This is a genomic window from Tangfeifania sp. (genome assembly GCF_055108615.1).
In genome coordinates, this window is sequence record NZ_JBSQIC010000005.1 from 62,352 (window position 1) to 78,158 (window position 15,807).

The window sequence follows — 15,807 nt, forward strand, 5'->3', positions numbered from 1 at the left end:
AATTAACAATACCTATTTTTACTTTTATTTTTATTTTGGTTCTGAAGACGGGATCATACAGTAGAGTATTGTTAAAGCTATAAAATATTTTACGAAAGGTCCCGGAAAATCCGGGGCCTTTTTTATTTGATAAAAGTATGAAGATAACAGTTATTGGACTTGGTTTAATAGGCGGATCGCTGGCAAAAGATTTACGGGCTTCAAATTTTGGAAGTGAATTTATTGGTGTGGATGCCAATGAAAAACATGCTGCCGAAGCTCTTGAACTCGGATTGATTGACCGCATTGAACCGCTGGAAGAAGGGATAAAAAATTCTGACCTGGTTATTATTGCCATACCGGTTGATAAAGAGCTGGACGTGCTGCCTGCCGTGCTCGATGGCATTGACAGGAATACAACGGTTGCCGATATGGGGTCAACCAAAAAAATGATAACCGCGCTGGTCGAAAATCATCCGAAAAGAAAACAATTTGTGCCGGCCCACCCCATGTCGGGCACCGAAAATTCAGGTCCGTCGGCCGCAATCGAAGGGCTCTTCAAAAATAAAATTGCCATAATCTGCGACCAGGAAGAATCCGGCCCGCAGCATTTGGCGCTGATAGAAAAAATGTTTCAAAGCCTGGAAATGGACATTGCCTATATGACATCAGACGAGCAGGACCACAGCACGGCTTTCGTTTCACATCTTCCGCATGCTGCTGCTTTTGCGCTGGCAAATGCAGTGCAGGCAAAAGAAGACCGGAAAATAATTTTCGATTTGGCCAGCGGCGGTTTCCGGTCAACGGTAAGGCTGGCCAAAAGTTCCAGTTCCATGTGGAAACCCATTTTTGAACAAAACAACAAATATGTGGTTGATTCGATGGACGTTTACATCAAGCATTTAAAAGAATTTCGCGATTGCATGAAAAACAAAGAATACGAAAAGCTGGACGAGCTGATTTTAAGTGCCAATAAAATACGGACTATTCTGGATGGAGAAAACCCGCATTTTTTTAAAAACGAAGAAAAAATTGTAAAACTTTATACTAAGCAACAATGAAAACAACTTTTGAAATTAATCCGATAAAGGATTGGCTTCCAAATTTAAACAATCCTTTACTTGTTTCAGGGCCGTGTAGCCTGGAAACGGAGCAACAAACGCTCGAAACGGCCCGGTTACTGGCTAAAGATCCGCGGGTTTTTATTTACCGTGGTGGCATTTGGAAACCCCGTACACGTCCCGGTTCTTTCGAAGGCGTTGGTTCAATCGGGCTGAAATGGCTGCAGCTGGTTAAAAAAGAAACCGGGTTGCCCGTGGGTACCGAAGTGGCCAATGCACATCATACCGAAGAAGCGCTAAAAGCTGATATCGATGTTCTGTGGATAGGGGCACGCTCTACTGCAAGTCCTTTTGTAGTGCAGGAAATTGCCGATGTTTTAAAAGGTTCAAACAAACCCGTTTTAATAAAAAACCCGGTAAATCCTGATGTTCAGCTTTGGATGGGAGCTATTGAGCGCGTTTACCTGGCAGGTATAAAAAGCATTGTTGCTATCCACCGCGGGTTCACGCCATTCCGCGAAACCAAATACCGAAACTACCCCAACTGGAAAACGGTTATTGAACTGCGCCGACTTTTGCCCAATCTGCCCATTATTTGCGACCCCAGTCACATTGCAGGCAAGCGCGAATTCCTGTTCGAAATTGCACAAAAATCGTTCGACATGGGCATGGACGGATTAATGCTCGAATCGCACATCGACCCGTCGTGCGCGTTGAGCGATGCCAGCCAGCAGCTCACACCTGCCGATTTGGGCAAATTGCTCGACAGGCTGGTAATCAGACACCCGGATGCCAATAACCCTGATTTTGAAAGCCGTCTCGACATGCTCCGGAGCCGAATTGACACGCTTGATGCTGAATTGCTGGAAATGCTTTCATCGAGGGTGGCCATTGTAAAACAAATTGGCCAATACAAAAAAAACAACAACGTTACTGCTTTGCAAATCAACCGCTGGAGCCAGCTGATGGACAGCCGGGTTAAGCTGGGTAAAAAGCTCGACCTGAACGAATCGCTGGTAAAAACTTTGTTCCAGCTCATCCACGAAGACTCGGTTCGCCTGCAAACCGATATTATGGATACTGAATAAAGATTTTTTGAAAAATATTATCAATCCCGGAGAAGTATATTTCCGGGATTTTTTTATACCTGAATTTTTGTAGCAATTTTATCCAAAGCTGTTTTCATTGCTTTATCAACCCGATGATATTCAACAATTCCTTTGCCTATATAAATAAAAATTACAGCTACTTTTTTCTGGTTAACCCGCGCATAAAATCCTGGTTTGTTCAACCGGTAAGCCTCTCTTACGCGCCTTTTTATCAGGTTACGTTTTACAGCTCTTTTAAACAGTTTTTTGCTCACCGCAAAAGCCGCTTTTACCGGATAAGATCCATCAAATTCTGTTTCAGTGAAAACCACTTTTAGCGGATATACCAAAAATGTATTCCCTTCAGCAAACAACTTGTCGAATTGTTTTTTACTGCACAGCCGTTCCTCTTTTTTCAGCGTAAAACGGGTTTTTATTTGTGATTTTCCAGCAGCTTCGTTTTTCATGAGCGATAAAAAAAGGCCATCCACCAAAGGGCGAACAGCCTTTCAAAGTTATATTTTTTCTGCTTAATCTCCTTTGTTCACCTTTTTAATGTACTGTTCCAAAGCCATTGTCATTGAAGGAGATTTGGCTGTAGGTGCCTGAATATCGAGCCGTAATCCGGCTTCCTTAACAGCCTTTGCTGTTGTCGGGCCAAAACAGGCAATTCGTGTGTTATTCTGTTCAAAATCGGGAAAATTATCGAATAACGAACGTATTCCGGAGGGACTGAAAAATACGAGAATATCGTAGTTTACATCTTTCAGGTCGGATAAATCGCTGCTTACGGTCCTGTAAAGAACAGCTTTTGTGTATTTGTAACCTCCCTTATCGAGCAAATCCGGGATTTGTTCTTTATGAATATCCGAAAGAGGCACCAGAAATTTTTCATCCTTATGCTTTTTCATCACATTTATAAGGTCAGAAAACTTCCCGTTACCATAAAATATTTTTCGCTTGCGGTACACAATGTACTTTTGCAAATAGAAGGCAGTTGCCTCTGAAATACAAAAATATTTCATTGAGTCGGGAACCGTAAGGCGCATTTCCTGCGCAATGCGGAAAAAATGGTCGATAGCAGTACGACTTGTAAAAATAACTGCTGAATGCTCCAGGATATGAATCCGGGTTTGCCGGAAATCTTTTGCCGAAACCCCCTCAACATGAATAAAAGGCCGAAAATCAATTTTAATATTGTTCTTCTCAGCCAGGTCATAGTAAGGAGATTTAGCCGTTTCAGGCTTGGGTTGCGAAACCAGTATACTCTTGATTTTCAAAATACGTATTTCTTTTAATTAAACTTACCCACTATATCAACAATAACTTGTAAACTAAAACCAAGGGTAAAAATTCAAAGGTACAAAAGTATAAAAAGAGATATAATATTGAAAATTGTTTCCTGAATAATATCACAACTCCCCTGAATATAAGTAAAAAATAGATTACTGTAACAATCAAAATTCCAATAATCACCGGAATTTTCAAACTCGAAAAAGGCGAAAATGCCAGTAACGCCACAACCGGTATAAGCACCATTCCTGCTACGCGGTTGGTGTTATCTAAGTTAAACAAAAACTCACTTGTTTCATTTGTATTTTCGAAAAGAAATCCGGTAAATTTATACAACAGTTTTTTTCCCAGAAAATAAACAAAGGTTCCGGCAAGGCAAAAAATATAAAGTGTATAACCGCCGGCAGTGAAATCAAGCCTGAAAAAATTAATTAGCTGAAACAGGAATACTGAAAAAACAAGATAAAAAACTACATCGAGCCTGAAAGCCCCGTGCGAAAAGGAGTAGTTCCGCTCACGAAACATCCTCTCGGCAGTAGAGTAATTTACAATTGACTGAAATAAATTCTGAATATATTTTGACCACCCTGCTTTTACAGTGGCAAAAATTAACAGCCCAAAAAGCAACAAGAACGAAAGCCAGGTTGTATTGTCACTGTTTAAATGCTGAACAGGTAAAATCAAATCTTTATCAACTGCCATATCCGAATCAACCAATTGTACTTCATTTCGACGTTGCATTGTTGGTGAACCGCTCACCATTAAATTCTGCTCAGTCTGCCGCTGTTGCCACCTTCGAATCTGAGCTGCCGTTGGTTGTTGAGCCTCCACTGCAGCAACCGGCTCCTGCTCTGTTGTATCCTGTACACGGAGTGAATCACGGGAAGGAATCGGCTCAATGGGAAGCGGAGCAACACGGTTAATCCTTAATCCACCTGTTTCCTGAACGCCGGGTAAATTTTCCGGAGGAATTTTCACTTTAGTGGTATCTTGCCGGTATGTATAAATTCCATTCATTTTTCAGAATGCAAAGATACCAATTAGTTTAGTGATTTGGCTTCAATCAGTTTATAATACAACGGGGCAGCGTAGTTGAAAGTGCTCCCCACACCGCTTCGGGTTCCCAGCACCAGCGCCGTAAGCAGGTTTTCGTCGCGGCCCCAGAGCATGTCGTATTTGCCATCCATAAAATTAATGCAAGTCTGAAAATCCATAAAATCTTCGTGGGTGTATTTTATTCCGGCCAGGTTGGGAATGGCCGGTGCTGCTTCTTTCAAAAAATTGTAATACTCTGGAATCCGTTCGTAAACTACTTCGTTATTTTCATTCATGGGAGTAAACGGAGCGGCTATCAATCCTTCAAATTTTTGAATTTGCATTATAGTATCATTTTAATTTCCTGTGATTTCGTATTTTAGTGTTTTAGTGACAAAAGATATAAGCTACTAAATCACGAAAACGCAAAAAGCATCTAATTCATTATTTTTCTAAAATATCTTCAACAAAAACTTTTTGAAAGTAGAGCTCTTTCATTCCTTCATAGAGGATTCCGATAGTTCTTTCATCTACCATGGTCATGCAGGAGTAGCCATAACCCTGGTTTTCATTCAATAAAACCTGATGTTCCTCGGGCCAGGTGTGCCCCTGGTCGAAGCTGGCTTTGATGGTCATGTTAATGCGGGCTTCTTTACTGTTGGGATTGGAAAAGAAAAGCACCTGCTGGTTTTGCCCGTTCATTTCGACATCTGCAGCAATGAGGCTGGCCATGCAATTGGGTTCAGGCAATGCCGAGTTGGAAGACGGATGAATTGTCCACGTTTCTCCCAAATCGCTGGTAACCGCCACTGCCCGGCCGTTGGTTTCGTCCCTAATTTTACGGTTGCGGTCATCGCGCATGTTTAGCATGAGGCTGCCATCGGCGAGTTGTACCACTTGCGCTTCGGTGGTGTTGGGTTTGGCTCCGGTGCCAATATGCCAGTTCTGGCCGCCATCTTTACTGTAAACAATGGTCGAATGAGCGGTGAATTGTCCGCCATCCAACGCTTTTTCGCCAATATCGGCTTTAAACTGCGCAGGGAAAACCAGCGTGCCGTCGTCGAGTGTAATTCCGCGGCCGGGTCCCCAATTCCGTTCAAGCGTTCAGGGTTTCCGCCCCATTCGCCCATGTCCATAATCACTTTCATGGGTTCCCAGGTTTGTCCGCCGTCGGTGCTGCGGCTCATGCCCACGTTAATGTCTTCCTGCAAATCTTTGCTGTTGTTGTAGCGGTTGTCGTAAACGGCAATCAGCGTTCCTTCGCCGGTTGTAACCATTCCCGGAATGCGGTAGGTATCGCAATTGTCCTGCCCTGCAGCGCGAACCACATTAGCCGGACGGTAGGCAAATTCAGATTCCGGTTTGAGATTCAACACAGAACCGTCGTCAAATTGAAGCTCCACATTTTCAATGGAAAAACTTTCGGTAAGGATTGCATCGTCTTTTAGCTGAAACCCAAATGAAAGGGTATGATTTCCGGGGCCGATTTCGGCTGTTGCATCAACCTCTGCCTTGTTATTTTCCAGTTGCAAACCATTATCTGTAATGGGCCCGAACTGTTCTTCGCCGTTTTTGGAGTGATTTATTTTAACCGATTCCAAAATAACGGGGCTGCTGTTTTCTGTAAAATAAAATGTTGTAGTGGTGAGCTGGTAAATTTTACCGGTGTCGGGAACCGAAATTTTAACCTGCAGCACATCCGGATTTTCGCGGCTCACAAATAAGGGGACGCGATTCGAAAGGATTGAACTGTCGCTAAAATCAGGTGATTTTTCCTCATGTAAATTTTCTTCATTATTGGTAAGCACATACAGCCTGACAATATTTTTGATGGCCGAAAGATCGGTGGCAATATCTTTAATCAGGAACAATTTATTGTCGGGCCTGGCTTCCTGGTGAATGGAATCCACGATTTGTGAAAGGTTTTTCCAGGCAAAGTAGCCTGAAGTAATTACTGCTGCGGCAATTATTACTGCCAGCAGTGAAATTTGTGATTCAATTTTGAATTTTGCCATTTCTAAAAGCTACTTGGTACCTACTTAATGTTAATAAATTCAATTTGTTTGAGTGTTTTTTTGAGATTCTAAAACTGTTTTAAAAAGGTTGGGTCCGATATTTTACCGATGAACAGCCACTGCAATTTTTGAGTCGGCAGTGCCGTAATACAAAAACCATTTATTCTGAAAGTTAACCAATCCTTCTACAAAACACACTTCGTTTACTTCGCCTACTTTCTCGTAATCTTTGTCGGGATGAATAAAATAGCTTTCAGTGCGGTCGAGCATTTTCCAGGGTTCATTTTTATAAAACAGCGCCTGCCCTGCTGCATACGTGAATTTTTGCAATTCCGGATCGTTAAAATTGGCCGCGTTGCTTCCGTTGTAAATCAGTAAAATGCCTTCGTCTTTTAAAAGCGCATACGGTCCGGGTTCCACCAGCCGGCTGTCGAAATAACCGGGTCGCGGGTGCAACACTTCAATCATTTCGTCGTTTTCGGCATTTTTTGCCACTTCCCAGTGAATCAGGTCGTAGGAGCTGGCCATAAAAAGGTCGGTGTCGCCAAAATACATCCAGTATTTCCCGTCGATTTTGGTGGCAATCATTTTATTTTCCTGCTGCTTCACCACAATGGCACCTGCTTTCGACCAGGCATCTTTGTATTTTTCGGCGCTCATAACCGGTCCGTGTTTGGTCCAGTTTTGCAAGTCATTGGAGGAGGCAAGACAAAGCCGTGCGGTTTTTCCATCGTAGGCTGTGTAAGTCATAATGTATTTTCCGTCTTCACTTTCCACAATCCGTGGGTCTTCCGTGCCGTCGAATAATTTAGATGATGGCTCTTCTGAAAATTCATAATCTGCATCTTTCCGGTAATTCCATTCCAGCGGTTTCATTTCATCGTTGTCCGGGTAAAAAACCGGCTCGGGTTGCTTTTCAAAATGCAGGCCGTCGCTGCTCACCGCCAGCCCGATGCGCGATGTGCCGCTTACATCCTGCGCCCGGTAAAAAAGGTAAACATTGCCGTCTTTGACAATTGCCGCCGGGTTCAGCACATTTCGTTCTTCCCACCTGATGGGCTGGTTGTTAATCGGGCAAATGAAACTTAAATCGGGAGACGGCTTTAGAATCGGGTTCAGGCTGTCCACTTTTTCAAAACCCGGGAAAGCCCAGCTTCCTTTTTGTGATTCACCATCAGATGAAGAAGTTTGATTGCATCCGGCAATTATAAAAAAGCTTAAAAGAAGGATTGAAAGATGTTTCATGGTAACTGGTTTGATTTTTAGTAAAGGTAAGAATTATTGGTTTTTTTGAATCATAGATAAAAAAAATTGAGTGCGTGCCGGGAACCGGGGGGCTATTATAGCTTTTAGGTGCAAATATCGAACCCGTACCGGGTTTTCTTTTGTTTGTTGCTTTATGCTGTTTGACAAAAATTCAACGGTTATCAGTTTTTCAACGCGGTACGCGTTGGATAATGCGCTTTCTATCTCTTCGGGATCGGTGCCCAGGTATAAGGGTATAATCGTCGGAAATATGACACGGTTACAAACCCTGTCCTCCGGAAGACGGGCGCATCATCTAATAAAAAGGCAAATTCGCTAAAAAATAATACATCCCTTTTTGATTGCTGTCAGGAAGGGATTTTTTACTTGTGTCGATTATTACCTGTAGTAATTTTTTTTTCAAAGTGTGCAGGAATCAGGTTAAGTCTGGAGATATTTTTACTGAAACTGATTTTTTGAACTTCCCTGTCAATTGTGTAATTTTACAAGGTTAAAAATCAATAAATCGAATGACATCAAAACCGCATAAAACAAACCTGCCCGGCTCCTACCGCTGCCTGTTCAGTTGCAGGATGTTTTACAGCCCACTCCCTGCCTCCCCCAAAGGGTGAGGAGTAAGAAATGTGCTTCTCAATCTTTCTTATTTGTTATTCCTTATTCAATATTTCAACATTAATTCTGAAAAATGACTGCCGCAATAATTAATCTCACAAAATCCCCGGAACGGCCTGCCGGTGCTGCCAGCAACTTTAGCAGCCAGGAAAATAAAAATACAGGACCGGAAATGAACGACCGCATCCGGAAACTGCGCAAACAAAGCGTGGAAACACAGGAATCGCTTTCCATTGAAAGGGCGCTTATTACCACCCGTTTCTATAAGGAAAACGAAGGAAAATATTCCGCGCCAATGATGCGCGCCCTCAATTTCATGGAAATTTGTAAACACAAAACAATATACATTGGCAAAGAAGAACTAATTGTTGGCGAACGCGGTCCGGTACCCAAATCAGTGCCCACTTTCCCCGAACTGACCTGCCACAGCGTGGAAGATTTCCACGTGTTGAATTCGCGTGAACAGCAACGATATACCATTTCGCAGGAAGACATCGACACTTACGAGCGCGAGGTAATTCCCTACTGGAATGGCCGCACCATGCGCGAAAGGATTTTTAGACACGTTCCGCAGGAGTGGAAAGCGGCTTACGAAGCTGGCGTGTTTACCGAATTTATGGAACAGCGGGCACCCGGCCACACCGCACTCGACGGGAAAATTTATCGTAAAGGAATGCGCGATTTCAAAAAAGAGATTGAAGCACACATTCAGCGCCTCGACTTTTTGAATGACCCGGAGGCCACCGACAAACAGGAAGAGCTGAAAGCAATGGCTGTTTCGTGCGATGCAGTTATTGTTTTTGCTGAACGGCACGCGGATTTGGCCGAAAAAATGGCACAAAACGAAACGAACCCTCAACGACAAAAAGAGTTGAAACAAATTGCCGAAGTGTGCCGTTGGGTGCCGGCAAATGCACCGCGAAATTTGTGGGAAGCCATTCAAATGTACTGGTTTGTTCACCTCGGTACCATCACTGAACTCAATGGCTGGGATGCCATGAACCCCGGGCATTTTGACCAGCACCTGCAGCCTTTTTATGAAAAAGAAATGGCAGAAGGAACACTCACCCGCGACGAGGCCAAAGAACTCCTCAGTTGTTTCTGGATAAAAGTAAACAATCACCCGGCACCGCCCAAAGTGGGTATTACCGCCCGCGAAAGTGGCACCTACAACGATTTTACCAACATCAACATTGGCGGGGTGAAACCGGATGGCTCCGACGGTGTGAGTGAAGTTTCGTATTTGATGTTAGAAATTATCGAAGATCTGCACATTCTACAGCCTGGAAACTCGGTGCACATCAGCGCCAAAACGCCCGACCGCTTTCTGCATGCTGCCTGTAAAGTGATCCGCCAGGGACATGGTTTCCCATCGGTTTTTAATCCGGATGTGTACATTCAGGAATTGTTGCGCCAGGGGAAATCGATCCGGGATGCCCGCGAAGGCGGCTGCAGCGGATGCATCGAAGTGGGGGCGTTCGGAAAAGAAGCTTATTTGTTAACCGGTTATTTGAATGTTCCTAAAATCCTGGAAATTACGCTGAATAACGGTTTGGATCCTCTGACAGGGAAAACGGCAGGAATTGAAACCGGCGATCCGAAAAGTTTTAAGAATTTTGAAGAATTGTACCCTGCTTTTCTAAAGCAGTTGAATTTTGTAATCGACCAGAAAATCAGGGTGAGCAACTACATCGACCAGATGTTTGCCAAATACGCACCGGCCCCGTTTTTGTCAGTAGTTATCGACGATTGCATTGCAAAAGGAAAAGATTACTACAACGGCGGCCCGCGGTACAACACCAACTACATCCAGTGCACCGGTTTGGGAACGGTTACCGACAGTCTTTCGGTGTTGAAAAAGCATGTTTACGAAGACAAAATATTTAGCATGGAAACGCTGCTGAATGCCATCTCCAATAATTACGAAGGCGAAGAAAAGTTGCGGCAGCGCATCATCAATCGGACACCGTTTTTTGGCAACGACGATGAATATACGGATGAGATTGCGGTTCGTGTTTACAACGATTTGCTGACTGCCATTGATGGAAAACCCAACGTGAAAGGCGGGCAGTATCATCTGAACATGCTCTCCACCACGTGCCATGTTTATTTTGGAAAAGTGCTGGGAGCTACGCCAAACGGACGTTTGGCAGGAAAAGCCATCTCCGACGGAACTTCGCCATCGCATGGCTGCGATACCCACGGGCCAACCAATGTTGTGCGTTCGCTGGGAAAACTCGACCAGGTAAAATCGGGCGGAACGCTGCTTAACCTGCGATTTGTACCAAGCCTGCTGAAACGCGAAAAAGATGTGGAAAAACTGGGACACCTCATCCGCAGCTATTTTTCATTGGGAGGCCATCACATTCAGTTTAACATTGTGGACACCGCCACGCTGCTTGCCGCGCAGGCCTGCCCTGAAGATTACAAGGATTTAATGGTGCGAATGGCTGGTTACAGCGACTATTTCAACGATATGAATGCCGACCTGCAGCAGGAAATTATTGATAGGACAGAGAATGAAATTTTATAAATTTTGTGCCTAATTATATTATATATGGTCAAGAAATTCCAAATTTTAATAATCAAATTCCAAATAATATTTAAAAACCAATGAGCCAAAGTACCAAACGTTGCCGGTCATCACAAATTTGGAAGTTGAAATCTGAATATTGGAATTTATTTGTTTTTTGGACCTTGTTTTTTGGAATTTCTTTTCAAAACCAGCATCTCACTATATAAATATGATTCCACTGATTTTCGATATTCGCCGTTACTCCATCAACGATGGCCCGGGCATCCGGATTACCATTTTTATGAAAGGTTGTCCGCTGCGCTGTACATGGTGTCACAACCCCGAGAGCCAGTCGCCCAAGGTGCAGAAACTGTACACCGCCTCCAAATGCATTGGCGCACAGGATTGCATTGAAATTTGCCCTGAAAATGCGCTCACTTTAACACCCGATGGAATTGTTACCGATGTTGAGGTTTGCACGCTATGCGGGAAATGCGCCGATGCCTGTCCTTCCAAAGCCATTGAAATGTCGGGGAAATTGTATTCAACAGAAAAACTTTTGACGATCATTGAAAAAGAGCGCGTTCACATTGATCAGTCGGGCGGTGGCGTTACATTTTCGGGCGGCGAACCGTTGATGCATCCTGATTTTCTAATTGAAATGCTGGATGCCTGTGGCGAAAAAGACCTTCACCGGGCGGTGGACACCTGTGGCTTTGTACCCTCAAAAACCCTGCTTGAAGTGGCCAGGCGCACCGATCTTTTTTTGTTCGATTTAAAGCTAATCGACCCGGTTCAGCATAAAAAATGGACAGGAGTTGACAACCAATTAATTCTGAAAAATCTGAAATTGCTGGCTGAAAACGGAGCAAACATCAACATCCGGATTCCGCTCATTAAAAATGTGAATACAGATGAAAAAGAGATACGGGAAATGGCTGAATACATTGCCGGATTGTTAAGTAAAAACCGCGAATCGGAATTCGCGGCACCTAATCGAATGGTTAACTTATTGCCTTACCACAACATTGCCTCCGGGAAATACCAAAAGCTGGGAATTCCTTACTATGAAGGTGATATGGATGAACCTTCTGAGGCAGAAATCCAAAAAGCAATTGAGGTTTTTAACTCTTTTGGAATTGAAACAGAGGTTGGCGGTTAGAATTTTATCTTTCTCATCAATCCGCGTTGCTGATTTTGTATTTTTGGCTTCAAAATATTTATAACAGAAATGAGATTTACATTCATCACACTTTTTGTCCTGCTATTTGGAAGTTCAGTTTATTCGCAGGAAAACACCGAAAAAATACTCGAAACATTTCATTCCATTTCGAGCCACGAAATCCTGGATTTTGCCAAAGAACTGAGTGCTCAAAAATACAAGGGCCGTTTGTCCGGCTCACCCGAATATTTGCAGGCAGCCGAATGGTGCGCCGCAAAATTTGAAGAGTGGGGCGTGCAACCTGCCAACAATGGCAGTTATTTTCAATATTTTCCCAACGAATATTCCAAAGTATTTTCAGAAGGCAGCGTATCGTATTTTCCTGAACCAGGTGAAAAAATCAAACTGCATTTCCCGGAAGATTATTACCCTGGTTCCAATTCAGCTTCTGGAACGGTTTCGGGCAACCTGGTTTACGTAGGCTACGGAATTACTGCACCGGAACTGGGTTACGACGACTATGAAAATGTAGATGTGGAAGGGAAAATCATTCTCATGGAATCGGGGATTCCATACCGTAAAAACGACACCACTTTGGCAAAATGGACACCCTATGCCTATCATCGCTACAAATTCAGAAATGCGGTAAAACACGGCGCTGCCGGCTTGTTGTACATCGGTAAAATTGCCAATCCGAATACCGTCCATCTCGATGGATTTGTTTATGCACATATCAGCCAAGAGGTGGCTGAACGTATTTTTTCGGATGCCGGAAAAGATTATAAAACAATTAGAAAAGAACTTTCAGAACAAAAAATTCCATCATTTGCATTTCCTGAAAAACAAACGGCAACTATAACTGCCGAAACGCAATATTTCCCCAATGCAAAATCGTGCAATGTAGTCGGTCTCATCGAAGGTTCTGACCCGGATTTAAGAAACGAAGTGATTATTGTGGGCGGCCACCTTGACGGGCAGGGTTATTTGGGAGAAGTATTTCCGTCGGCCCTCGATAATGCTTCGGGAGTGGCTGATATTTTGGGGGCTGCGAAAGCATTCGCTACTTCAGAAATTAAGCCAAAACGCTCCATCCTTTTTATTTTGCTGGGTGGTGAAGAATGTGGTTTATACGGCAGTAAATTTTATGTTGAAAATCAGTTGTTTCCCACAGATAAAACCGTGATGATGATTAACCTCGACATGGTGGGTAACGGCACCGGATTTTTTGTGTCGAACGGGAAAAGCTACCCGGAACTTTTTCAGCATTTTGAAACGGTCAACGATAATTTTTTGCATCGTGAAATGGCAGCTTCGGAGAAGCAGAAAAATTACGGCCGTCCGCGTTCCGATGCCTCGATGTTTGAAAATGCCGGCATTCCTGCCTTTTCATTGTGGACCCGGCATTCCGTGCATACGGTGTATTACCACGATCCGCGCGACACACCCGAAGTGTTGACTCCCGAAATTATGGAAGATGCCGCCAAGCTGCTTTACCTCGGAATTTTAGGGGTTGCAAATGATGAGAGTTTAAATTAAATCATTCAAAAACAACATACATGCAGCTTCATTTTCAAAATCATAAGGTATGATACCGATGGGCAAATCTTCTTCATATTTAAAATTCATGGGAGTGTAAAAACTTTCGGAATGCGGATAAATCAATGCTAATTGAACATTTCCATTATCCGATTGGTATTTTTTACCATAAGCATAAAGCTGATACATGTCAGCTTGCGATATGTTGTAATTTTTAGTTGAAAGATGCTGGTTGATCATTTTCCATTTGGTATCTGCAACAATCGTTTTGCAATCGGTATGAATTACCAGATCAGATCTCAAGCAGAATTATGATAGAATTCAAAGATATTCCGATTCTTATCGGGCAGTAAATGATGAGAGGTTAGTGTAAAAGTTGGAGTAAATTTTATTTTCCAGTTGAGTTCAATTCTTTAAGATTTGAAGATAACTTACAAACAAAAGTTAGATAAATTTATTAAAATCGGTATTTTTGAAATTTTAAAGAATAATATATGGCTTACGAATCTGTAGATAAATTGCAAAATGCACTTGGTGAACAAGTATTTCACTACACGCAAGATAAAAAAAAGGCTGCAGGGCGTGCATTAGGAACACTAGTTGAAATTATAACTTATTACCTTTTAAAAACATGGGGTTTTAATAATTCAACTTCAATTGAACGCGGTTTAGTAGAATACGGGAATGAAGATATTTCTCACAATGTTGAATATTCACTTCATCCTATTATTAATGTTTTTCAAGTTAAGCTTCCAAATAACGGAAAATCTCTTACCTCAACCAAAATTTTAAATGAATTAGAAAACCAAATTGATATTTCATTTTTTAAGAAGAAAAACAACAACCTGCTTGATAAGCATAATATTTTACGCAATGCTTGTACGATTGCTGAATCCGAAAATACTTTTTTATTAACCAGTATAAAATCAATCAGATCGGATGAATTTGAATTGTTGGTATTCGAGCAAATGTATAAACCATATGTAGTATTAATGGAAGAAATAATTTATTCAAATGATTTTGAGTTGTTGAAAAAATTCATTCTTACAGTTGGGGTTGTAAGTAATCATGGCAATTGGTTCACATCAGAAAATCAAAATAAGGAATTAAAGGTTTTAGCCCATTCTTATGATTGGCTTATTTTTTTATCAGATAATGGCTTATCCCAATTTATTGATGAATTAATTTTCAATCCATCATCTGATTACAAATGTGTGCAGGAAGCTTTTAAGAATAGCTATACTGCAAATAAAAAGAGAAATGTTTTCACAAAAGTCAAAATGGATATTAAAGCAGATGAAGCTTTGTTAAAGTATTTTTCAGATAATATCCATGATATTGAATCATGGTTTAATGTAATAACGCCTGTGAATAAATCAATTGGAGATTTAAGAAGTGAAATTGCTGCATTAAGAACAAAAAATTGGAGGGAAATATTATGAGTGCAGGAAGAAGTGTGAATTCTCAAAGTCAAAGTTGGGGAACTCCACCTAAATACGTGAAAGCAATAAAAATTTTTTTTGGAGGTAAAATATCTCTTGACCCATGTTCAAATAAATATTCTATTGTGAATGCTGAAACTGAATTTATGCTTCCTGAAACTGATGGGTTAAAACAAGAGTGGGATTATCCAACAATATATATAAATCCGCCCTATGGAGCTGACAGAAAAAGGGGTACAACAATTAAGAACTGGTTGGCTAAATGCGCTTTATCTCATAATAAATATCACTCCGAAATACTCGCATTAGTTCCAGTAGCAACAAACACAGGGCACTGGAAGCAAAGTATTTTTGGACAAGCAAGAGCAATATGTTTTTTGTATGACACTAGGTTGAAATTTCTGGTAAACGGTTTAGATGTTGGAAAAGGAGCACCAATGGCTTGCGCTATGGTTTATTGGGGTAGGGATTATGAAAAATTTTATAAGATATTTATTGAATTTGGCGCTGTGGTAGATATTGAAAATTTGAAGAAGAAAAAAATTGGAGAAAAAAGGAAAATGATGACATTTGAATTTGAATGAATGTAATTTTAACTTTTCCTGATTATTTATTTTCAAACCATTTCAAAAATGCCTCGATTATTTGATCCAGATTATTAATCATTTTTGGGGTGTTTTGATTTAAAGGATAAATATAAAACGATTTCTTCGCAAAATCCAGCGGATTTGAATGTTTATAGAAATGGGGGAAATAGCGAAATACGATTTATACTTTAGTGGTATCCCTGGTAAACGAAACGA

At 41.8% G+C, this 15,807-nt stretch carries 14 protein-coding genes; 7 read left to right on the plus strand and 7 right to left on the minus strand.

Annotated elements, in window-relative coordinates; translation table 11 throughout:
• Window positions 1-137 precede the first annotated feature (137 nt).
• Both ACTCNA_RS02255 and ACTCNA_RS02260 read left to right on the plus strand, forming a co-directional pair.
• Window positions 138-1,040 (plus strand): prephenate dehydrogenase, encoded by a 903-nt coding sequence (locus ACTCNA_RS02255; protein WP_462946271.1) that lies wholly within the window; start codon window positions 138-140, stop codon window positions 1,038-1,040.
• Window positions 1,037-2,128, plus strand: a complete 1,092-nt coding sequence (locus ACTCNA_RS02260) for a chorismate mutase (protein ID WP_462946272.1) — start codon at window positions 1,037-1,039, stop codon at window positions 2,126-2,128. Before ACTCNA_RS02255 ends, ACTCNA_RS02260 begins: the two co-directional genes overlap by 4 nt.
• Before the next feature lie 53 nt (window positions 2,129-2,181).
• Here the strand turns inward: ACTCNA_RS02260 and rnpA are convergent, their stop codons facing one another.
• The 6 genes from rnpA to ACTCNA_RS02290 form a co-directional block, all read right to left on the minus strand.
• Complete coding sequence (gene rnpA, locus ACTCNA_RS02265; protein WP_462946273.1) at window positions 2,182-2,595, minus strand: ribonuclease P protein component; 414 nt, start codon at window positions 2,593-2,595, stop codon at window positions 2,182-2,184.
• A gap of 63 nt (window positions 2,596-2,658) precedes the next feature.
• A complete protein-coding gene (locus tag ACTCNA_RS02270; protein WP_462946274.1) occupies window positions 2,659-3,408 on the minus strand; it encodes a uroporphyrinogen-III synthase in 750 nt (249 codons plus the stop codon).
• Between the two features lie 31 nt (window positions 3,409-3,439).
• Window positions 3,440-4,438, minus strand: a complete 999-nt coding sequence (locus tag ACTCNA_RS02275; RefSeq protein WP_462946275.1) for a DUF4271 domain-containing protein — start codon at window positions 4,436-4,438, stop codon at window positions 3,440-3,442.
• 23 nt (window positions 4,439-4,461) lie between these two features.
• Entirely contained in the window at window positions 4,462-4,800 is a 339-nt protein-coding gene (locus tag ACTCNA_RS02280; RefSeq protein WP_462946276.1) for a dihydrodipicolinate synthase family protein, read from the minus strand.
• A gap of 100 nt (window positions 4,801-4,900) precedes the next feature.
• A complete protein-coding gene (locus ACTCNA_RS02285) occupies window positions 4,901-5,527 on the minus strand; it encodes a sialidase family protein (protein WP_462946301.1) in 627 nt (208 codons plus the stop codon).
• Between the two features lie 1,046 nt (window positions 5,528-6,573).
• Window positions 6,574-7,716, minus strand: a complete 1,143-nt coding sequence (locus tag ACTCNA_RS02290; RefSeq protein ID WP_462946277.1) for a glycoside hydrolase family 130 protein — start codon at window positions 7,714-7,716, stop codon at window positions 6,574-6,576.
• A 706-nt stretch (window positions 7,717-8,422) separates the two neighbouring features.
• Between ACTCNA_RS02290 and hypD the strand changes: the two genes are divergently transcribed.
• The 3 genes from hypD to ACTCNA_RS02305 all read left to right on the plus strand — a co-directional run bounded on the left by hypD (window position 8,423) and on the right by ACTCNA_RS02305 (window position 13,562).
• A complete protein-coding gene (gene hypD, locus ACTCNA_RS02295) occupies window positions 8,423-10,882 on the plus strand; it encodes a trans-4-hydroxy-L-proline dehydratase (RefSeq protein ID WP_462946278.1) in 2,460 nt (819 codons plus the stop codon).
• A 211-nt stretch (window positions 10,883-11,093) separates the two neighbouring features.
• Window positions 11,094-12,026, plus strand: coding sequence for a glycyl-radical enzyme activating protein (locus ACTCNA_RS02300; RefSeq protein ID WP_462946279.1), 933 nt, complete (start codon window positions 11,094-11,096; stop codon window positions 12,024-12,026).
• Window positions 12,027-12,095: 69 nt separating this feature from the next.
• Window positions 12,096-13,562: a M28 family peptidase gene (locus tag ACTCNA_RS02305; RefSeq protein ID WP_462946280.1), complete on the plus strand. Its 1,467-nt coding sequence runs from the start codon at window positions 12,096-12,098 to the stop codon at window positions 13,560-13,562.
• Here the strand turns inward: ACTCNA_RS02305 and ACTCNA_RS02310 are convergent.
• Window positions 13,554-13,865: a 5-methylcytosine restriction system specificity protein McrC gene (locus ACTCNA_RS02310; protein ID WP_462946281.1), complete on the minus strand. Its 312-nt coding sequence runs from the start codon at window positions 13,863-13,865 to the stop codon at window positions 13,554-13,556. The two genes, ACTCNA_RS02305 and ACTCNA_RS02310, sit on opposite strands and share 9 nt — an antisense overlap.
• Window positions 13,866-14,056: 191 nt before the next feature.
• Between ACTCNA_RS02310 and ACTCNA_RS02315 the strand changes: the two genes are divergently transcribed.
• The gene (locus ACTCNA_RS02315; protein ID WP_462946282.1) at window positions 14,057-15,004 is read left to right on the plus strand and encodes a hypothetical protein; all 948 of its coding nucleotides are present in this window, start codon (window positions 14,057-14,059) and stop codon (window positions 15,002-15,004) included.
• A complete protein-coding gene (locus ACTCNA_RS02320; protein ID WP_462946283.1) occupies window positions 14,986-15,588 on the plus strand; it encodes a DNA N-6-adenine-methyltransferase in 603 nt (200 codons plus the stop codon). Before ACTCNA_RS02315 ends, ACTCNA_RS02320 begins: the two co-directional genes overlap by 19 nt.
• Window positions 15,589-15,807: the final 219 nt, after the last annotated feature.